The following is a 20,109-nucleotide window of genomic DNA, read 5'->3' as shown; positions in this document are numbered from 1 at the left end:
CTGCTTACTTAGGCACGCTCGCGTCGAATGGCCATGGCAAAACACAATTTTCGTAGGATCTTGCGCGACAAAGTAGCGCACCTTGATCGTGCGCAAAGCTTGGCGGGGCTTGTTTTGCCGCAAAGACCCTGGTCAAAACCGGGGAATCCTTTTTTTGCCCTTTGCAATTGGCCGCGAACCCATTATTGGATCGTTTCGCATCGGGCGTCCCGTCTGGCAGCAGCCATGTTTGGCGTTGCGAATCGTCAGGTAGGGGATGGCGTCCGAACGATGTCGAATTTGGTAAGGGGCGTGGCGCTGTAATACCGCGCCCGACCGGCAGCATGAGGCCATAATTATGGGATTTGGGCGAATGGGCATGAAGGGGCAGTTGAAAGCTGCGTGCGGGGCGATAGCGACCTTGATGCTGAGCAGTGCGCTGGCGGTGCCGGCAGCTGCCGAGGAACTGATCGGCCAGCCGACCGACAAGGCCATCGGCCTGCAGAAGGATGTGACCGAACTGGGCGGTAAGGTTGCCTGGTTCCACGACAGCCTGCTTCTGCCCATCATTACCTTCATCTCTCTGTTCGTCCTGGCCCTGCTCATCTGGATAATCATCCGCTACAACAAGAAGGCCAATCCGACCCCAGCGCGTTTTTCGCACAACACCTTTATCGAGATCATCTGGACCGTCATCCCGATTCTCATACTGGTCGTGATTGCCGCCTTCTCTCTTCCGCTGTTAAAAGACTACCACGACATGCCGAAACCGGATGTCGTCGTAAAGGTCACCGGCAGCCAGTGGTACTGGACCTACGACTACCCCGAACTCGGAGTCGAGGACATTCAGGCCCGTCTGCTGCCTGAAGCTGCCGATCTGAAGACCGCAACGCCGGATAAACCTTATCTGCTTGCCACCGACAACAAGCTGATTGTTCCGGTCAACAAGGTCATACATCTTCAGGTCACCGCCAGCGACGTTATTCACGCCTGGACCGTGCCGGCCTTCCGCGTGAAGAGTGATGCCATACCGGGACGGCTGAACAACATCTGGTTCAAGGCGCAGAAGGAAGGCGTCTACTACGGCCAGTGTTCGGAGCTTTGCGGCACGGACCACGCTTACATGCCGATCGAAGTCCACGTTGTCAGTGAAGCCAAGTTCGACGAGTTTATTGTGGCTCAGGGCGGCAAGACGCGCGCCATGATCGCCGCGGACGAAAAGGCTGCTGCGGCGACTGCAGCCCAGGCCGCCGCATCTGCCGCCAGTTCCGACGCGAACTCTGCCGAACCGGCTGCTGCTGCGGCTGTCCCAGCCGCTGCCCAGGCTCAGACTCCTGCCGCCGCACCCCTGTCCGCACCGTCACCGGCTGCTGAGGCGCCCACCGCCCAGCCGGCGGTAAACTGATAAAAGTATAGAGAGACCCTGATCCATGGCTAACGTCGCCGCCTCTCATGATCACGCTGCCCATGGCGATGATCACGACCACAAACCCGGCTTCTTCGACCGCTGGGTCTTCACGACCAACCACAAGGATATCGGTACGCTCTACCTGATCTTCGCCATCATGGCGGGGATCGTCGGTGGCGCGATGTCTGGTTTTATCCGCTGGGAACTGGCGGCACCTGGTTTGCAAGTGTTCGCACCAGGTTCGATGCTGGACGCTATGGGTCTGTTCGATGTCAGCAACCCGGCTAACGCCAAGCACGCTTACAACTCGTTTGTCACGGCCCATGCCGTCATTATGATCTTCTTTATGGTCATGCCCGCGATGATCGGCGGCTTCGGCAACTGGTTCGTGCCGATCATGATCGGTTCGCCGGATATGGCCTTCCCGCGCCTGAACAACATCTCGTTCTGGCTATTGATCGCGTCGTGGATACTGCTGTGCGTCTCGCTCTTCGTGCCGTCCGGCCCGGGTGCAGGACAACACGGGTTCGCAGGCGGCTGGACCATGTATCCGCCGATGTCGTCCCATACCGGATCGCCAGGCCAGGCATTCGACCTGATTATCCTGAGCTTCCACCTGTCCGGTGCGTCTTCGATCCTCGGTGCCATCAACTTCATCACCACTATCTTCAACATGCGTGCTCCGGGTATGACCCTGCACCGCATGCCGTTGTTCGCCTGGTCTGTGCTGGTTACGACCTTCCTGCTGCTGCTGTCGATGCCGGTCTTTGCCGGCGCCATCACCATGTTGCTGACGGACCGCAACTTTAACACCTCGTTTTTCGACGCGGCTGGTGGCGGTGATCCGGTCATGTACCAGCACCTGTTCTGGTTCTTCGGTCACCCTGAAGTCTACATCCTGATCCTGCCGGGCTTCGGCATCATCTCGCACATCGTTTCGACCTTTTCGCGCAAACCGATCTTCGGCTATCTCGCCATGGCTTACGCCATGGTTGCTATCGGCGTTGTTGGTTTCGTTGTGTGGGCGCACCACATGTATACCGTGGGGATGAACTTCGACCTGCGCGCCTATTTCGTCCTGGCGACGATGGTTATCGCGGTGCCGACCGGGGTTAAGGTGTTTTCGTGGATCGCCACCATGTGGGGCGGCACGATCACCTTCACCGTTCCGATGCAGTGGGCCATAGGATTCATCTTCCTGTTCACGGTCGGCGGCGTTACCGGCGTCGTCCTTTCGAACGCGGCGATCGATATTCCGTTGCACGACACGTATTACGTCGTCGCCCACTTCCACTACGTCCTGTCTCTTGGCGCCGTCTTCTCGATCTTCGCCGGCTTCTACTACTGGTATGAAAAGATGTTCGGCATCAAGTACAATGCCTTCCTCGGGACTCTGCACTTCTGGGTGATGTTCGTCGGGGTGAACCTGATCTTCTTCCCGCAGCACTTCCTGGGCCTGCAGGGTATGCCGCGCCGCTATGTCGACTATCCGACCGGCTACGAGTACTGGAACAAGATTTCTTCTTACGGGTACTTGATCACCGTGGTCGGCGTCCTGATCTTCCTGATCATGCTGGTCGAATCCGTTATCCGCCGCCGCAAGGCAGAGGCCAATCCGTGGGGCGAGGGTGCCACTACGCTGGAATGGACCCTTTCCTCGCCGCCGCCGTACCACCAGTTCTCGGAACTGCCTATCATCAAGGACGACGAACACGACAAACACTAGGCGGTCCGCCCTGGTGGTCTGCAAACGCCCGCCTTCCTGCGTTACGGTGCTCACGTACTAAAGTTAGTTGTGCTAACGCTTCGCTCTTTGAGCACGGTACGCTCCGCTCCGTTACACGTAAGTCAGACGTCTTCGACTCACCAGGGCGAACCGAAACAACAGATGAGCCTGGGGGTGAAGTCCGCTTCACCCCCTTTCGTCATAAGTAGATGAAATGACCAAGAAACCCGTCAACACTGAAGTGCCGCTCGACGTCGCCGCCGCGATGAAAGAGGCCTACACCTCCAAGGCATTGCGCGCTTCGCCGGGCGACTACTTTCAGTTGCTCAAGCCACGGGTCATGTCGCTGGTTGTTTTCACGGCCCTGACCGGCCTGGTTATCTCTGGCCAACCTATGCAACCATTCCTGGCCTTCATCGCCATCTTGTGTATCGCGCTCGGCGCAGGATCCGCCGGTGCGCTCAATATGGCGCTGGAGGGTGAGACCGATGCCTTGATGCGCCGAACCAAGCTGCGTCCGGTCGCAGCCGGCCGCATCACGCGCAATGACGCCCTCGCCTTTGGCGGTGTCCTGGCCTTCCTGTCGGTGCTGATGATGTGGCTGGCCTTCCCGGATGGGCTGGCCGCCGGGTTGCTGGCCCTGACCATCGCCTACTACGTCGGTCTCTATACCCTCGTCCTGAAGCGCCGCACGCCGCAGAACATTGTCATCGGGGGCGCCGCTGGTGCCTTTCCGCCGGTGATTGGCTGGGCGGCGGCGACAGGAGCTGCGCCCTGGGAGGCCTGGATACTGTTCGCTGTCATCTTTCTTTGGACTCCGCCGCACAGTTGGGCTCTGGCTTTGTACACCGCCGAAGACTATGCCAAGGCAGGCATTCCAATGATGCCCGTCGCCCGGGGCGCCAGGTCGACCCGTTTGCAAATCCTCCTGTATTCCCTGGTTATGGCACCGGTTGCCTGCCTACCGATCGCCACCGGGCTTGGCGGTCTGCTTTACGCGTTGGTGTCCGTCGTCGGTGGGGCCGTTTTCATCTATATGGCGTTGCGCGTCTATCTGTCGCGGGCCGGCGACCATCCAGAGGGTGGCGAGAACAGCCTCTACGATGTTAAAAAGGAATCGCTCCCGGCGCGCAACCTGTTCGCCTATTCGATCTTTTACCTGACCGCGCTGTTTGCCACCTTGCTGGTCGAACACATTCTCAAGGGCGTCATGTCATGACCACGGAAGATGACAAGAAGGGCTATCTGGCCGCCCAAAAGAAACGCAACTACTTCATAGCCGGTGGATTGCTGCTGTTCGTCGTGCTGGTCTACTTTGTGACCATGTCTCGCCTGTCGCAGAACACCAAGGCAGAGGCGCTCCGGTCGGCGCAAAGCCAGGCGGAGGCTGCCGCTTCGGCAGTTTCTGGTACGCGCTGACCATGAACCGCAACATCAGGGTCGCGCTGTGGCTGGTCGGCGGTCTGGTCTTTATGGGCGGACTGGCCTTCGCCAGCGTGCCACTATACCGCGCTTTCTGCAATGCCACAGGATTCGGTGGTACCACCATGCGTGCCGACAAAGCACCTAAGGTGGCAACCGACGTCATCGTTCGTGTGCGTTTCGACACCAATACCAATGGCTTGCCATGGACCTTCAAAGCCGAAAAGCCCTATCAGGATGTCCGTATCGGTAAGACGGCGATGATGTACTTCACTGTCACCAATACCGCTGACCGGCCTGTAACCGGGCGGTCAGTGTTCAATGTTTTGCCCGATACCATGGGGGGCTATTACCGCAAGCTGCAGTGTTTCTGCTATGAGGATCAGACCCTGCAGGCCGGGGAATCGAAGACGTTCCCGATGGTCTATTTCCTTGATCCGGAATTGCTGAAAAACATCGATACGCACAAGGTTCGCGATGTCACGCTGTCCTATACGTTTTTCGAGTCGAAAGCGGCAAAAAAGTAACGCAAAAGCGGCCATTTTGGTGGCCTCCTCGCATTGTCTTTGAAAAAGAATTGGCCTAAACGGAACCAACCGGTTCAAGACCAGCTTTGGGCCCGTAAGTCTGAATTTTCGCGCCATGTGCGCGTTGCAAGGTGAGTTGAACGAGAATGGCCCACGGCGTCAAACACGATTACCACATCATCAATCCGTCCCCCTGGCCGCTGCTCGGTTCGGTGTCCGCCGTTTGTTGGGGCCTTGGCCTCGTCATGTGGATGCGCGGCCTGTTCGGCGTGCCTGCCGGGGAGTGGTGGCTATTCGCCGTAGGCATGACCGGTATCCTGCTCACCATGGTCTTCTGGTGGCGCGACGTCATCAAGGAAAGCCAGGCAGGTGATCACACGCCGGTCGTCCAGATCGGCCTGCGCTACGGCATGATCATGTTCATCGCTTCCGAAGTGATGTTCTTTGTCGCCTGGTTCTGGGTATTCTTTGAGATGGCGCTGTTCAACACCCATCGCGCAGGCGACGCTTCGGCCATCGAAGAGGTGCGTCAGGCGTGGTCGACCTGGCCGCCGCAGGGTGTCGAAACCATAGACCCGTGGCACCTGCCGCTGCTCAACACCCTGCTGCTGCTAACCTCTGGCACGACTGCGACCTGGGCCCACCATGCCCTTCAGGAAGGTGATCGCGAAGGCGTCAAATGGGGGCTAATCCTGACCATCATCTTGGGCGCCCTGTTTACGGCCGTTCAGGCTTATGAGTACTATCTGATCATTCATCACCACGAATTCTTCAACGAAGAATCGGCTAATGCCGGCCTTTACGGCTCATCCTTCTTCATGGCTACGGGTTTCCACGGCGCCCACGTCCTTATCGGAACGATCTTCCTGATCGTCTGCCTGTTCCGCCTGCTGGCTGGAGGGTTCACGCCGCAAAAGCACTTCGGTTTCGAAGCCGCTGCCTGGTATTGGCATTTCGTCGATGTGGTCTGGCTCTTCCTGTTCGCTTTCATCTACGTCGTGTTCGGCGGCGCGCCCCATTGACGCAAGACAGCAAGGCTAGTTTCTGGGCAGCGGCACTTGGGCGCTGCCCGGTGTGCGGCAAGGGTAAGCTTTTCCGGAGTTATCTCAAGGTGGCGCAGGCCTGTTCGGCCTGCGCCACGGATTTTAAGGCGGAGGACACCGGCGACGGTCCCGTCGTCTTTGTCATTCTGATCGCCGGGTTTGTCGCCTGCGCTGGCCTGTTCGTCAGCCTCGTCGCCTGGAACTGGAGCATCATGACGCTTCTGGCGGTTTGGCCTGCATCGGCTGCCCTTATGGCGCTGATCCTGATGCCGGTGCTGAAGGGGGTGATGATCGCCGCCCAGATTCGCCATAAGGTGCGTGACTGATGTCTGCGACCACATTTCTCAAGGCTGCGCACCTGTTTCTGAGGGCTGCGCCGCGGGGCCTGTCGGTTGCGGTCCTGATCGCCTTCATTATTCTGAACGGCCTGGGGGCGTGGCAACTTCAGCGGCTTTCCTGGAAACAGCACCTTACCACCGAACTGGCGCGCACGGAAACGCAGCCCCCTGTGGCTGTCGATACCGTTCTGGCCAGCGAAGATCCGGCCTGGCGCGCCGTTACCTTGCCGCCGTGTGACATCGTGCAAGACAGGCTCGTCACCATGAACAGCGTGGCCGATGGTCAGTCGGGCTATCGCGTTCTGGCGGCATGTCCCGCAGGTGCGGGCACCATACTGGTCGATCTCGGCTTTGCCATCGCAGAAGCCAAGCCCAACGGTAACGTTAAAAAGCCAGTCGGGCGCCTGCGGGCTTTTGAAAAGCCTGGCCTTTTTACGCCGCCGAACAATCCGGTGGCCAACGACTGGTATTGGCGTTCCGCGGCCGAGATGGGGCCGGCGTTGAAGGCGAGCAGCCTGCGGGACGACTATTTCGTCGTCCTCGACCTGAAGGAGTCGGATTTCGCAGCCGCCGGATTACAGCAGGGCGCCATGATAGCGCCTCTGACCAATCGCCACCTGGAGTATGCCCTGACCTGGTTCGCCCTGGCCTGGACACTGCTCTTCATGTTCGTCGCGTTTGTTCTCGAGCGGTTGAAAAAGGTATGATCCTTCCCGGCCAGTCCCTCTATACCTTCGACAACGGACTGCGCCTGTTGGTCGATCCGATGCCGGGCGTCAAGACCTTTGCGCTGAATGCCCTGATCCACGGCGGTGCCCGGTTCGAAACCGAGGCCCAGTCCGGCTGGGCCCACCTGCTTGAACACATTGTGTTCAAGGGGGCCGGCGGCCGTGACGCTCGTACCCTGGCTGAAGCTATTGAGCATAAGGGGGGCAGCATCAATGCCTCGACCGGGTACGAACATACCCGTTTCGAGGTTCGCGGCCTGTCGTCCCTGCTGCCGCTGGCACTGGAAATTGTCACCGACCTCATGTTTCGGCCAGTAATGGACCGCGACGAACTCCAGCGCGAAAAGAAGGTCATCGCCCAGGAAATCCTGGAAGCCTACGATACGCCGGACGACCATGTCTTCGATCTGCTGCAAACGGCCATGTTTCCCGAACAATCCCTGGGCCGGCCAATCCTGGGTACCACCAAGAGCCTTGGTCCGGCCAGGTCGGAAACCTTGCGCGGCTTCGCGGAAGCGCTGTACGCACCGCACCGGATCGTCATCTGTGTGTCCGGTGGTGTGACCGCTGAACAGGTCTTTGCCGCCGCCCGGCCGCTGATCGAGCCAGTGGCAGCGCAATCCGGATTCTCCGCACCTGAGCCCTTGCGGTTCATGCCGGGCCATGCGGTCCAGAAACGCCGCATCGAACAGGCCAACCTGACGCTCGGCTTCGACGCTGTCGGGCGGACCGATCCGGACATTATCCCGTTGCGCTTGTTCGGCGAAATCCTCGGCGGTGGCATGGCGTCGCGCCTGTTCCAGGAAGCTCGAGAGGCGAGAGGGTTGGCCTATGCCATCGACTCCTACACCACGCCCTATCGGGACGGCGGGGTGTTCGGTGTCTTTGCCGGGTGTGCCCCGAAGGATGTGGCGCCGCTGAACGAACTGATCCGCCGCGTGCTGAGCGACCTGGCAGCCGACCCTAAACCATCGGAACTGGAACGCGCCAAGGCGCAGTTCACCACGTCGCTGTTTCTCAACTTTGAAGGTGCAGGTTCACGCGCCTCGGCCTTCGCCAGCCAGATGTCGGTGTTCGACAAGGTCTTTACCCTGGATGAGGTCGCCGTCGACATCGAGGCGGTCACGCGCGACGATCTGGTCCGGGTCGGTGCGGCCCTCGCAGACCAGCCGGGGGCTTCGGCCTTGCTCGGGCCCAAGTCAATGACTCTTGCGGCGTGACCATCAGCGACCGCCAGAGCGCAATCCGATAAAGTGTGACGCACCGCACGGGCGCTCCCGTTTTCGGAAAAACTGCGCCACAAAGCAAAGATAACAGTGGTTACCGTGAGAGTCCCGCGTTTCCTTATCCGAAAGGTAACCACTCGTGGTTAAGCCTTGCGGTTAATGCGGGGTCTAGGCATGTCCGACATCGACTTTTTTGGCTGGAAAATGGGCGGCCCCCTGGGCCGGTCGGGGCAGGATGTGCTCAGCGCCGTCGATCCGCGCGTATCCATCGATAGCCGTAACGCCCAGATGGAGGCGCTGAGATCGGCGGACACCTTGCTATGGTCCTATGACCTGAGCCAGCGCCTGTTTGAGTTCAAGGGCGACCTGCGTCATCTCGGGCTGCCTGCTTTGTGGAGCCGCGTGCTTCTCGACGATCTCGAACCGGCTTTCGAAGCTGGCGAGGTCGATCGTCTTGATTGCCAGTTCCGGGCTTTGGAGGTCCATGACGCGGTGCCGGGTGAGGGCCATATTCAGTGCCTGCTGCGTCTGCGCGATCATCGCCTTGTCTACTTGAAAGGTCGCAAGGTCTCGCGTGGCCAGGTCCTGGGCCTGGTCACCGACCTGAGACGCGATGTCGGGTTGAAGAAAAGCATAGGCGGGACCGACGGGCATGAAGGCCTGCCGCTTCAGGACATCCACACCGATCCGCTGACAGGGTTGCTGAACCGTCAGGGCTTCCTGCATGGCGCCGGTCAAGTCCTGAGTAAGGCGGGTGACTTCGACCTGGTGGTTGCTGACCTCAATCGCTTCCGCCGTCTGAATGAGGCCCTGGGCCATGAGCGCGCCGATATCGTGCTGGAACTGCTGGCCTTGCGGATGCGCGATGCTTTTCCTGACAGTGCTTTGCTGGCGCGCCTGGGGGAAGACGAATTTGCCGTCCTGACCCTGCGCGGTTTTCCGCGGGTGTCGGAGCGGTTGCGCAATGCGCTGGAACGTCCAATCAATGTTGCCGGTTTTGATATCCAGCCGACCTTTTCCATGGGGGCGGTGGCGGTCGACGGCGGCGACCAGGCGTTGGAATCGGCAGAGTTGCTGCGCCGCGCCGAGATGGCCGTCGAGGCGGCCCAGTCCAAGGGCGCTGGCGGGGTGGCGTCGTACAAGCGCGACCTCGAAAGCGATGGCCTGACGCGCCTTGCCCTGGAAGCCGAACTGCGCAAGGCATTCGTCAGTGGCGAGATCCATGCCTGGTACCAGCCTATCATCAATCTGGCGACTGGCGGCATCATCGGCTTTGAAGCTCTGGCGCGCTGGGTACATCCGCGCCGCGGCATCATTGCGCCGGATAGTTTCCTGGGTGCCGTGCGTGACTTAGGGCTAATGGTCGATCTTGGCACCATCATCCTGAACACCACGGTCAAACTGCTGATTCCGTGGAAACAGACCTATGTCCTGCCGGAAGGCTTCTTTATCAGTGTCAACCTTTCGGCGCCGGAGATCGAACGATTGCACCTGATCGAAGACGTATCGCGGCTCATCCGCGATGCTGGTTTGCCGAACAAGATGCTGAAGCTGGAAGTCACCGAAAGCGACGTAATGCGCGATCCCCAGGCGTCGGCGCGGGTGCTGGAGGCTTTGCGCGACGCTGGCGCAGGGATTGCGCTCGACGATTTCGGCACCGGGTTCTCGTCTCTGAGCTACCTCGCCAGGCTTCCTTTCGATACACTCAAGATTGATCGATCCTTCGTCAGCACCATGAAGACCGAGTCCTCATCGGAGAAGATCGTCCGGTCGATCCTGACTCTGGGCCGCGATCTGGACCTGGACGTGGTCGCCGAAGGTGTCGAAGACATGGCTCTGGCCGATCAACTGGCGGCCCTCGGCTGCCAGATGGGCCAGGGCTGGGGTTTCGCCAAGGCGCTGAAACCGGCCGAGGCCGAGGCGTTCCTTGTGGATTCGCTGGGTTACAAGTTGGACGTGCTCAGCGCCTGACGCTGTGCGGCTACCCGCACCTCCGTAAAGGGTTTAACCACGAACCACACGAACGGGCACGAACTTCAGGGCGTGCTTGTTTGTGTTGTTCAACCGGAATCCTGCAAAGGTTTTTGAACATGAAAACCACGAACCTCTTGTAAACCTGCCTCCGCCGCGAAGCGGCCTTCAAACCGAAGGACCGCTGCGCGGTCGGTTCAACCGTATCCCAAAGTTCGTGACTGTTCGTGTAGTTCGTGGTTCAAAACCTTTACAGAGTTTTCCGCTCCGCCGAACATTCCATGCTATGTTAATCTGACGAATGTGCCGCCGTACCGGTTGCCTGTCGGGGTTCCGTCCGCGGCATATTGACGTGAGATCATGCGGTATTCTTCGGCGGAAACCCAGCTGTATTCGTAAATGAGATAGCTGCCAGCAGGTTCGTCGGCGAAGCTCAAGGTCAGGGTGTGGTCGCCGACCGAGACGATGCACACGCCGCCAGGATTGCGCTAAGAGGTTTCATCGGCCGACCACCTAAAGACATCTTGTGTCAAGGCGGATGCGGCTATTGTGGATGCCATGATCGCGATTTCCGACGGACGGGACGGTAGCTCCGCCGACCGGGGGAACTCAAGCCCGGCCGGCGGTGCCTGAAAGGTGGCCGGGCTCGACGCCGAGGGTTGCGAGGGCGGCCGACCACAGTTGCTCCGGTTCGCTCATGAAAATCAAGTCTTGACTGGCCGGCGCGATCAGCCACGCATTGGCGGTGATCTCGTCTTCGAGTTGGCCGGGACCCCAGCCGGCATAGCCCAGGGCGATCACGCTGCGGGCAGGTCCGGTCCCGCTGGACAGGTCGACCAGAATATCGCGCGAGGCAGTCAGGCCGACGCCGGTTTCTTCACCACCTTCGTCCTGGAACGGTGCGCCCAGTTCCAAGGTGATTTTGTCGATCTGATAGTCGAGGCTATGCAGGACGAAACCGCGGTCGTTCTGGACCGGTCCGCCACGGAAGATCTTTTGCAGGGACGGGGCGCGGTCGCCGCTGTCGATGCCCAGTTCGCGGATCATCTTGCCGAAGTTCAGGCCGTTGATAGGCTGGTTGAGGATCAGCCCCATGGCATGGTTTTCGTCATGCTGGCAGACATAGACCACGGAGTGTTCGAAAGGTTCACCTGCCAGGCCTGGCATGGCGATCAGCAGGTTGCCTTGCAGGTTCAAATGATCGTCGGTTCTGTTATCCGGCTCGGTCATCACACATCCTTTATACCCAGCTTAACATTTATTGCGGGCCACGTCTTGGCCCATTGTTGCCTTGCCTATATAGGTCCCCGGCAAGACGAATTTAAGGAGACATTCATGACTGTTCAACCCGGTGATACCTTTCCCGACCTCAAGCTGACCGTCGTCGGTGACGATGGTCCCAAGCCGACCACCGTGGCGGACTTCTTTGCCGGCAAGACGGTCGTGCTGTTTGCCGTTCCGGGCGCCTTCACGCCGACCTGTTCAGCAAAGCACCTGCCGGGTTTCAAAGAGCATATCGCCGATTTCAAGGCAAAGGGTGTCGATGTCGTCGCCTGTACCTCGGTGAATGACTATTTCGTGATGAAGGCCTGGGCTAAGGACCAGGGCATTGCCGACGAAGTGGTGATGCTGGCTGATGGAAATGGCGATTTCGCCAGGGCGGTCGGGCTGGAGTTGGACGGCTCGGGCTTTGGCATGGGCCCGCGGTCGCAGCGCTACGCCATGATCGTCAAGGACGGCAAGGTCGAGCAGTTGTTCGTCGAAGCCCCGGGCGAATTCCGTGTGTCATCGGCGGAGCATGTGCTGGCACAGTTGTAATGTTATGAGGTGCAGGAGGCGAGCCTCCTGCAAACCTTACTTTACTTCAGCAATAGCCTTCACAAGCGCCTCCGGGCGGTAGCCCCGATCCCAGGGCGTCAGACCCATCCGCACGACAATCAACCGTTGCGACGGGATTATGGTGACGCTTTGGCCGTCATGACCGCGCAGCCAGAAGGTATCCGCCGGCAGACCGGTCATCTTGCCGGTATCGCTTTCGCCTGGACCTTTCAGCCACGACTGCATCTGGCTGTAGCCTTCAGCGGACCCGTTCGAGGTTTGCATCAGGCCGACAAATCCTTCGGGCAGAAGGCGCTGCCTATTCCACACGCCGTCTTGCAGCAGGAACTGGCCGAACCGCCCCCAGTCGCGCGCCGTCGCGTAAATATAAGATCCACCGACAAAGGTGCCGCTCTCGTCGGTTTCGAAGACGGCGCTGGTCATGCCCAGCGGACCGAACAGGGCGTCGCGCGGGTAGGCGAGGGCGTCCTTGCCGGCAGCGGTCATCCAACTCCGTGTCAGGATGAGGCTGGTACCTGTTGAATAAGCGTAGGATTTGTCACCTGCCGGCAGCCCCGCCGCGAAGGTCGCCATGTCGGGTTCCAGGTACAGCATGCGCGAGACGTCCGAGACGCCGCCGTAGTCCTCGTTGAACGCCAGGCCACTTTTCATCGCGGCCAGGTCGCGAACCGAGACGGCGGGCGCCACGACCGTCTGGTCAAGGCTGAGGCCAAGGTCCTGGGCGGCACGTCCGAGCAGAGCGGCATTGACCGTTTTCGTCATTGACCAGCCGAGCAGGCGGGTATCCGGCGAGAAGCCTTCGCCATAGGCTTCACCCATGATCTTGCCGTCTTGCATCACGACGACAGCGCGCATTCCGGGGCCGGTCAGTGCCGGGTCGGACAAGATATCCGCCAACTTACCGGTTGGCACGACAGCCGCTCCCTGGGGTTCTGGCTTCACGTCGGGCAGGCCGAGGCCGGCGACCTTGGCAACGTCGCCATCGATTACGCTGACACAGCCCAGGCCCGGCCGGTAGACGGCGGTGCCGGGCGCGAACATACCCAGCAACCGGGTGGTCACGACCCTGTCGTCAATGTTGAAGGTTACCAGCTTCAACAGGGGATGCCCCGGCGCCTGAACATCCTCGGCGAGCACCGTCCTGGCGTCGCGGCCGGTCAGGAACACGTTCGAGCAGAGGATCTTTGCGGCATAGCCCGTGCCAACGCGCAACAACTCAGGCGGCGCCGCGCTCAGCCAGATGGCTACACCCGTGATCATTACAAGGAGGGTCAGGCCAAGGCCCGCGAGACTCTTTTTCAGCATGTTCAGCCCCTTTTGTCCCCGGACCGTAGCAGGTGATGATGAAGGTTTAAAGGCCAGGCTAACAGAACCGTGGACCTCGAAACTTTTCAGGACAGTTATCAAAAAAGCCGGGCGAAAGGGCCCGACTTTTTCGATGATGTTCTTAAAGAGGTGCGAGTCCAGAGCCCCCGGCTCTGGCCATTAAAACAACTCGTCTTCCAATGCCATGATCGCCTCGGCCCCACCCTTCATCTTGGCCAGATGGGCATCGGCTTCGGGCAGAATACGTTCCAGGAACACCCGCCCGACCTTCAGCTTGCTGGCGTAGAAGGGATCGGTCGAACCTTCGGCGATCTTGCCTTGCGCTTCCTTGGCCATCATTGCCCACATATAGCTCAGGCAGGTCAATCCAAAGATGTTCAGGTAATCCAAAGACCCCGCGGCGGCATTGTCGGGATTGCCCATGCCGTTCTGCATCAGCCACAGGGTACCGTCCATCAGCTTGGCCTTGGTCTCCTTCAACGCTTTCACGTACTGCGGCACAGCCGACCCGGCCTCTTCCGCTGCTACGTAGGCATCGATCTCGCCCATGAAACTTTGCATGGCGCGGCCGCCCTTGGACGGCAGCTTGCGCCCAACCAGGTCCAGAGCCTGAATCCCGTTGGTGCCCTCATAGATCAGCGTGATCCTTACATCGCGCATGTATTGCGATGCCGGGAAGTGCTCGGTAAAGCCCGACCCACCATGGACCTGCATCGCATCCTGGGTGACTTTCAGACCCTTCTCGGTCAAATATGCCTTTACGACAGGTGTCAGCAAGCCCATGTAATCGTTAGCTTTTTCACGGTCTTTTTCATCTTCTGCCGCATGTTGGAAGTCGGCCTGCAGCGCCAGCCAGATCAGGAAGGCGCGGCCGCCCTCCATGAGTGCCCGCGACTCAAGCAGCATACGCCGCACATCGGGGTGGACCAGGATGCTGTCGGCTGGCTTTTCGGGCGACTTCGGTCCCGTCAGTGCCCGGCCCTGCAAACGCTCCTTGGCGAAATCGACCGCGGCGACATAGGCGGCATGGCCGATCGCCAGGCCCTGGAGGCCGACGCCATAGCGTGCCGCATTCATCATGTAGAACATGATCTTCAGGCCTTCGTTCGGCGCGCCCAGCAGGAAGCCCGTGGCCTCCTCATAGACCATGACACAGGTCGAATTGCCGTGGATGCCCATCTTGTGCTCCAACCCGGCGCAATGCAGGCTGTTGCGTTCCCCTGGATTGCCGGCGGCGTCGGGAACGAACTTGGGCACCAGGAACAGCGAAATCCCCTTCACGCCTTCCGGAGCGCCCTCGATGCGGGCCAGGACCAGATGGCAGATATTGCTGGTGAAGTCATGCTCGCCGGCCGAGATCCAGATCTTCTGGCCGCTGATCTTGTAAGACCCGTTCGCTGCCGGCACCGCTTTGGAGCGCAGCAGACCCAGATCGGTACCGCAATGGGGTTCCGTCAGGTTCATCGTCCCTGACCATTCACCCGAGATCAGTTTAGGCAGGTAAAGGTCCTTGTGTTCCTGGGTGCCGCCGGCCGTCAGGGCCGAGATGGCGCCCTCGGTCAAGCCCGGATACATGCCAAAGGCGCTGGAGGCGCCCGACAGCATTTCGGAGAAGGCGGTGTTGACGAAATGCGGCAGACCCTGGCCGCCATAGGCCGGGTCGCCCGACAGAGCCGTCCAGCCGGCTTCGGTCAGCGCCTTGTAGGCCTCTTTGTAACCCTTGGGTGCCGTCACTTCGTGCGTCACCGGATCGAGGGTGCAGCCCTCCTTGTCACCGGTGATGTTGATGGGATGAACGACTTCTTCGGTGAACTTGGCGGCCTCTTCCAGAATGGCGAAGACGGTGGCCGAATCGGCGTCTTCGAAGCCCTTCAGATTGTGAAACTGATCGGTTTTGAAAACGTCCGCGATGAGGAACTGATAATCGCGGACCGGAGCTTTGTAAGCCATGTTCGATATCCTTTAGGTTTGCTTCCTGCAGATTGGGTGGTTTTTTCTTACGCGTTGCCTGGCTTGAGGTTTTCGGCCTCCATCTTGGTTATCTCGCCTTCCAGCCAGATGCAGCCGTCCTGCATATCGTGGATGGCAGCGTCGATATCCTCGCGCTGGCGCTTCAACGTCTCAATTTGACGACGATACTTGCCGAGTGTCGCGCGCATCTGGGCAACACCATGGTCGTTCGGCGTGTAAAGGTCGAGGATTTCCTGGATTTCTATCAAGGAGAATCCCAGCCGTTTGCCACGCAAAATCAGTTGCAACCGCGCGCGGTCTCGCGACGAGTAGAGCCGGGTCTGGCCCTTGCGCTCGGGGTGGATTAAGCCCTTGTCCTCGTAGAATCGCAGGGCGCGGGCGGTGACATCGAATTCTTTCGAGAGTTGGCGGATGGAATAGGTGCGGTGGCTGTCCATGGTTGTCTTATGGCAAAAGTTTACATTTACGTCAACGTAAAGATATGGCCGTTTGGACCCTAGGTCAACCTAATTGTTTCCCTAGGGATAAGGCCCACCGCGCGGCGCTTCTGCATTGACGCTTCGGGCCTTGCGGCTTAAAGGCTGGCACGCATTCAACCGTTGAAAGGTAACGTCCCGATTATGTCGTCTCTCGCTTCCCTTGCTTACGCCGGCCGTGCATGGCCGTTTGAACAGGCCCGTGCTCTGATCGCGCGCCTGATCAAGGCGCGCGTTGAAGGGCATGAGGCGCAGAAACGGGCATTGAACCTGATCGAGGCCGGCAAGTTGGACGAGGCCTTGGGCAATTTCGAGGGCCTGGGGCGGCCGGTGATCTTTGAGACCGGCTACGGCCCGTCGGGTTTGCCCCACATTGGCACCTTCGGTGAGGTGGCACGTACGACCATGGTCCGTCAGGCTTTTGATGCCATGACCGGTGGGGTATGGCCGTCGCGGCTGATCTGCTTCTCGGACGATATGGACGGTTTGCGTAAGGTGCCGGAGGGCATTCCCAATTCTGAGATTTTGCGTGAAGATCTGTACAAGCCTTTGACCGTTGTGCGCGATCCCTTCGGCGAGCATCCGTCATTCGGCCAGCACAACAACCATCGACTTATGAAGTTTCTGGATGGCTTTGGATTCGCTTATGAATTCCTGTCTTCGACGGACTGCTACAAGGGCGGGGTGTTTGACACGACCCTGCTGATGGCTTTGGAGCGTTTCGACGATATCCAGAAGATCATGCTGCCGACCTTGGGGCCGGACCGCCGTTCGACCTATTCGCCCTTCCTGCCGATCTCGCCGAAGACCGGCCATGTCCTGCAGGTGCCGACCCTGGAACGCAATGTGTCGAAGGGCACGATCGTGTTTGAAGAACCAGATTCCGTAACTGGCAAAGCCGAGCGTTTTGAGGTTCCGGTGACCGGCGGACACGTCAAGATGCAGTGGAAGCCTGACTGGGCCATGCGCTGGGCTGCACTAGGCGTCGATTATGAGATGTCCGGCAAGGACTTGATCGATTCCGTTAAGGTGTCGTCTCAGGTTTGTCGGGTGCTGGGCGGTGTGCCGCCGGAAGGGTTCAATTACGAACTGTTCCTCGATGAGCAGGGCCAGAAGATTTCGAAGTCGAAGGGCAATGGCCTGACCATGGAGGACTGGCTGCGCTATGGCGCGCCGGAGAGCCTGGCCTATTATATGTTCCAGTCGCCCAAGTCGGCCAAGAAGCTGTACTTCGACGTCATACCGCGGGCGACGGACGAATATCTCCAGCAGTTGGAAGCCTATCCGAAGCAGGACCTCGCCAAGCAGATCGAGAACCCGGTTTGGTTCGTTCTGCGCGGCCAGGAGGCCGGCGAGGGGATGCCGGTGACGTTTGGATTGATGCTGAACCTGGTGTCGGCGGCGAACGCTTCGGACAAGGATACGCTGTGGGGCTTCCTGCGTGCCTACATCCCGGGGGCGACGCCGGAGTCCGAGCCTTTGCTGGATCGTCTTGCGGGATATGCGTTGAACTATTTCGAGGACTTCGTGAAGCCGTCGAAGGCGTTCCGGCTACCGGACGCGCGGGAGGCTGCGGCGATGCGGGACCTGGCTGAGCGATTCCGTGCCTTGCCGGCGGATACGCGGGATGCTGAGACCTTGCAGGGTTTGGTCTTCGAGGTCGGCAAGACGCATGAATTCGACCCTTTGCGCGCCTGGTTTCAAGCTTTGTATGAGGTCCTGCTCGGGCAATCGCAGGGGCCGCGGTTTGGATCGTTCGTGGCGATTTTCGGGTTGGAGCGGACGATTGACTTGCTTGAGCAGGGGATAGAGGGCAAGCTGGTAGGCGAATAGGCAGCCAGTAACGGGGTTTGGGGTCCGCGACCCCACATCTTTTCTCTTCCTTACCTTGACCTCGCCCCGAAGCGGGCGACGTCAAGGTAAGGAAGAGAAGACTTGGGGCCTCAGGCCCCAAACCCCATTACTGGAGTTCCCATGTCGCTGGCCAGCCTTGCCCTCTCAGCCCTTCTCAGCAGCGCCATCCCCACGCCGGCCGACATCGATTCGGCCATACACAAAGCCATGGCCGACACCGGCGCCAAGGGCCTCGCCATCGCGGTTATCGACAACGGCCAGGTCGCCTACACCCAGGCCTACGGCGTCCGGAACACCAACAACGACCCGCTGACCCCCGACACCATCATGTACGGCGCCTCCCTGACCAAGACGGTCATGGCCTATGCGGCGCTGCAACTGGTCGATCAGGGCAGGCTCAAGCTCGACACGCCCATCGCCGATATCCTGCCCAAGCCGCTGCCGGACTATCCGGAAGAAGACAAGTACGCCGACTGGGCGCCGCTCAAAGCCGACGAACGCTGGCGCAAGATCACGCCGCGCATCAGTTTGACCCATTCGACAGGCTTCGCCAATTTCGGCTTCCTGGAACCGGACGGTCGCCTGAAAATTCACTTCGAGCCCGGTGCTCGCTATGCCTATTCCGGAGACGGTATCATCCTCCTCCAGTTCGCCATAGAAAAGGGTCTCAACCTCGATGTCGGCCAACTGACCCAGGCCAATTTCGACCGCCTGGGCATGACCCGGACCTCGCTGATCTGGCGTCCGGACTTCGCCGGGAACCTGGCCGACGGCTGGGGCGAAGAGGGGCAGACCGAACCGCACGACGAACGCTCCAAGGTCCGCGCCGCCGGTTCGATGGACACCACCATCACCGACATCGCCCGGTTCACCGCCGCACTGGTGCGCGGCGATGGCCTGTCGCCGGCCTCTCGCGCCGAACTGACCAAACCGCAACTGCACATCACAACCCGCTCGCAGTTCAGTAGTTTCCAGCCGGAACTTCCCCCCGCACAACAACGCAAGGACCTCTATGCCGGCCTGGGCGTCATAGTCTTCGACGGTCCGCAGGGACGAGGCTTTTACAAGGGCGGCCACAACGACACCACAGGCAATACCCTGGTCTGTATCGAAGCCGGAAAACGCTGCGTTGTCATCCTGGCCAACGACGTCCGCGCCGAAAAAGCCTTCCCGGGACTGGTCAAAACTATCCTCGGTGACACCGGCGTGCCCTATGAATGGGAGTATGGTTTCGTGCCAGGCGTTGACTAGAGCGGAATGAGTTTTGACGGAATCAAAACCCCGCTCTAAGTTTTTGTTTTAGCGGAATTTTCCGAAAACGGGAGCGCCCGTGCGGGTGCGTCACGCTTTGTCGGATTGCGACTAGCGCCTAACCAATCAAAAAGTGAGCTTGCAGCGTCGCGATCGGATGATGCTTCTGCTCCTGCCAGGCGGAGACCTCGACATTGGCCACGGTCCGGCCCACCCGGTTCAACACCGCCCGGGCATAGGTGTGCACCGGCTTGCCTGAGCGCAGATACTGGATAGTGACATCGATCGGCTTGGGGATGTGATCGAACTTTTCCGAAAACGCCAACTGCGCCATGGCGGTTATCTCCATGAACGCGCCGATCACCCCGCCATGCAGGGCCGGGATCATCGGATTGCCGATCAGCTTGTCGTGGAAAGGCAGATGCGCCGTCAACTCATCGCCGGCGAGTTCGACATACACCCCCAAAAACCGGGCAAACGGAATGGCCGCCAGTACGTCTGCCGGATGACAGTCTTCGCGTCGCACCAGTTTGCTGAGATCTTCGCTCATGCCTTGGCCCTCAAAGCCGGATTGCTGATGATGAATGCTGCCTGGGCCGCGGCCACCGGATCGTCAGGACTGACCTCATAGGCAAAGGCGCGGACGAACCCGACCGATCGCGTCAGCTTGTAGCACCTGGCCGTCGCCTTGAGTTCGTTATCCGGCATGGCCGGCCGCATATAGTCGATGCGCAGATCGAGCGTGGCGAGCGGCTTGAATTCATTGACGCGGTCCCACACGGCCATGCCGCAGGTGTTGTCGAGCAAGGCCGTAACGACGCCCGAAGACAACACCCGCGTCTCAGGATCGCCGACCAGATCATCGCGATAGGGCAGGGCCAGGGTGACGCCGTCCGGTCCGGTGCCGACATAGTGGACCCCGATCGCTTTCATAAAGGGCGTATGGCCGACGATCTCGGCGAACATATTTGAAAACGGCGGCTGGCTCATGAACGATTCCCGTCGTGGCTGGTCTGCATTTTCG

The 20,109-nt window shown here is 59.8% G+C and carries 20 protein-coding genes; 13 read left to right on the top strand and 7 right to left on the bottom strand.

The features are described from left to right. The first annotated feature begins 337 nt into the window (after window positions 1-337). The 10 genes from coxB (at window position 338) to ABAC402_RS34295 (ending at window position 10,368) form a co-directional block, all read left to right on the top strand. On the top strand, window positions 338-1,384 hold the full coding sequence (gene coxB, locus ABAC402_RS34340; RefSeq protein WP_155847422.1) for a cytochrome c oxidase subunit II: 1,047 nt from the start codon (window positions 338-340) through the stop codon (window positions 1,382-1,384). Window positions 1,385-1,409: 25 nt separating this feature from the next. Continuing rightward, complete coding sequence (gene ctaD / locus ABAC402_RS34335) at window positions 1,410-3,113, top strand: cytochrome c oxidase subunit I (protein ID WP_023450385.1); 1,704 nt, start codon at window positions 1,410-1,412, stop codon at window positions 3,111-3,113. 214 nt (window positions 3,114-3,327) lie between these two features. Further along, window positions 3,328-4,332, top strand: a complete 1,005-nt coding sequence (locus tag ABAC402_RS34330) for a heme o synthase (RefSeq protein WP_023450384.1) — start codon at window positions 3,328-3,330, stop codon at window positions 4,330-4,332. Next, window positions 4,329-4,532, top strand: a complete 204-nt coding sequence (locus tag ABAC402_RS34325) for a hypothetical protein (protein WP_023450383.1) — start codon at window positions 4,329-4,331, stop codon at window positions 4,530-4,532. The genes ABAC402_RS34330 and ABAC402_RS34325 overlap by 4 nt, the downstream gene beginning before the upstream one ends. Window positions 4,533-4,534: 2 nt before the next feature. After that, window positions 4,535-5,062 (top strand): cytochrome c oxidase assembly protein, encoded by a 528-nt coding sequence (locus ABAC402_RS34320; RefSeq protein WP_023450382.1) that lies wholly within the window; start codon window positions 4,535-4,537, stop codon window positions 5,060-5,062. A 146-nt stretch (window positions 5,063-5,208) separates the two neighbouring features. Beyond that, entirely contained in the window at window positions 5,209-6,084 is an 876-nt protein-coding gene (locus ABAC402_RS34315; protein WP_023450381.1) for a cytochrome c oxidase subunit 3, read from the top strand. Continuing rightward, window positions 6,081-6,431, top strand: coding sequence for a DUF983 domain-containing protein (locus tag ABAC402_RS34310; RefSeq protein WP_031235793.1), 351 nt, complete (start codon window positions 6,081-6,083; stop codon window positions 6,429-6,431). The genes ABAC402_RS34315 and ABAC402_RS34310 overlap by 4 nt, the downstream gene beginning before the upstream one ends. Continuing rightward, window positions 6,431-7,150, top strand: coding sequence for an SURF1 family protein (locus ABAC402_RS34305; protein ID WP_023450379.1), 720 nt, complete (start codon window positions 6,431-6,433; stop codon window positions 7,148-7,150). Before ABAC402_RS34310 ends, ABAC402_RS34305 begins: the two co-directional genes overlap by 1 nt. Continuing rightward, the gene (locus ABAC402_RS34300) at window positions 7,147-8,391 is read left to right on the top strand and encodes a pitrilysin family protein (RefSeq protein WP_023450378.1); all 1,245 of its coding nucleotides are present in this window, start codon (window positions 7,147-7,149) and stop codon (window positions 8,389-8,391) included. The genes ABAC402_RS34305 and ABAC402_RS34300 overlap by 4 nt, the downstream gene beginning before the upstream one ends. 180 nt (window positions 8,392-8,571) lie before the next feature. Then, on the top strand, window positions 8,572-10,368 hold the full coding sequence (locus ABAC402_RS34295; RefSeq protein ID WP_023450377.1) for a bifunctional diguanylate cyclase/phosphodiesterase: 1,797 nt from the start codon (window positions 8,572-8,574) through the stop codon (window positions 10,366-10,368). 284 nt (window positions 10,369-10,652) lie between these two features. Here ABAC402_RS34295 and ABAC402_RS34290 read toward each other — a convergent pair whose 3' ends face one another. Together ABAC402_RS34290 and ABAC402_RS34285 are read right to left on the bottom strand one after the other, a co-directional pair. After that, complete coding sequence (locus ABAC402_RS34290; RefSeq protein WP_023450376.1) at window positions 10,653-10,841, bottom strand: hypothetical protein; 189 nt, start codon at window positions 10,839-10,841, stop codon at window positions 10,653-10,655. 136 nt (window positions 10,842-10,977) lie between these two features. Further along, the gene (locus tag ABAC402_RS34285) at window positions 10,978-11,598 is read right to left on the bottom strand and encodes a YqgE/AlgH family protein (RefSeq protein WP_023450375.1); all 621 of its coding nucleotides are present in this window, start codon (window positions 11,596-11,598) and stop codon (window positions 10,978-10,980) included. 105 nt (window positions 11,599-11,703) lie between these two features. Between ABAC402_RS34285 and ABAC402_RS34280 the strand changes: the two genes are divergently transcribed. Then, window positions 11,704-12,186 (top strand): peroxiredoxin, encoded by a 483-nt coding sequence (locus ABAC402_RS34280; protein WP_023450374.1) that lies wholly within the window; start codon window positions 11,704-11,706, stop codon window positions 12,184-12,186. A 36-nt stretch (window positions 12,187-12,222) separates the two neighbouring features. Here ABAC402_RS34280 and ABAC402_RS34275 read toward each other — a convergent pair whose 3' ends face one another. From ABAC402_RS34275 to ABAC402_RS34265, 3 genes are all read right to left on the bottom strand, one after another. Then, on the bottom strand, window positions 12,223-13,512 hold the full coding sequence (locus ABAC402_RS34275) for a serine hydrolase (RefSeq protein ID WP_023450373.1): 1,290 nt from the start codon (window positions 13,510-13,512) through the stop codon (window positions 12,223-12,225). A gap of 180 nt (window positions 13,513-13,692) precedes the next feature. Then, window positions 13,693-15,483, bottom strand: a complete 1,791-nt coding sequence (locus ABAC402_RS34270) for an acyl-CoA dehydrogenase C-terminal domain-containing protein (protein ID WP_023450372.1) — start codon at window positions 15,481-15,483, stop codon at window positions 13,693-13,695. 47 nt (window positions 15,484-15,530) lie between these two features. Continuing rightward, on the bottom strand, window positions 15,531-15,941 hold the full coding sequence (locus ABAC402_RS34265; protein ID WP_023450371.1) for a MerR family DNA-binding transcriptional regulator: 411 nt from the start codon (window positions 15,939-15,941) through the stop codon (window positions 15,531-15,533). A gap of 180 nt (window positions 15,942-16,121) precedes the next feature. Between ABAC402_RS34265 and ABAC402_RS34260 the strand changes: the two genes are divergently transcribed. Both ABAC402_RS34260 and ABAC402_RS34255 read left to right on the top strand, forming a co-directional pair. Next, window positions 16,122-17,813, top strand: coding sequence for a lysine--tRNA ligase (locus ABAC402_RS34260; RefSeq protein WP_155847426.1), 1,692 nt, complete (start codon window positions 16,122-16,124; stop codon window positions 17,811-17,813). Window positions 17,814-17,954: 141 nt separating this feature from the next. Next, on the top strand, window positions 17,955-19,085 hold the full coding sequence (locus ABAC402_RS34255) for a serine hydrolase (protein ID WP_023450369.1): 1,131 nt from the start codon (window positions 17,955-17,957) through the stop codon (window positions 19,083-19,085). A gap of 118 nt (window positions 19,086-19,203) precedes the next feature. On the opposite strand, the gene ABAC402_RS34250 is transcribed toward ABAC402_RS34255, so the two are convergent. Together ABAC402_RS34250 and ABAC402_RS34245 are read right to left on the bottom strand one after the other, a co-directional pair. Continuing rightward, window positions 19,204-19,635 carry a PaaI family thioesterase gene (locus ABAC402_RS34250; RefSeq protein WP_023450368.1) on the bottom strand — a complete coding sequence of 144 codons (432 nt, stop codon included), beginning with the start codon at window positions 19,633-19,635 and terminating at the stop codon, window positions 19,204-19,206. Beyond that, entirely contained in the window at window positions 19,632-20,075 is a 444-nt protein-coding gene (locus ABAC402_RS34245) for a PaaI family thioesterase (RefSeq protein ID WP_023450367.1), read from the bottom strand. Before ABAC402_RS34245 ends, ABAC402_RS34250 begins: the two co-directional genes overlap by 4 nt. Window positions 20,076-20,109 lie beyond the last annotated feature (34 nt).

It is taken from the genome of Asticcacaulis sp. AC402 (assembly GCF_000495835.1).
In the GTDB taxonomy this organism is placed as follows: domain Bacteria; phylum Pseudomonadota; class Alphaproteobacteria; order Caulobacterales; family Caulobacteraceae; genus Asticcacaulis.
This window is presented reverse-complemented; position numbering and strand designations above follow the sequence as displayed.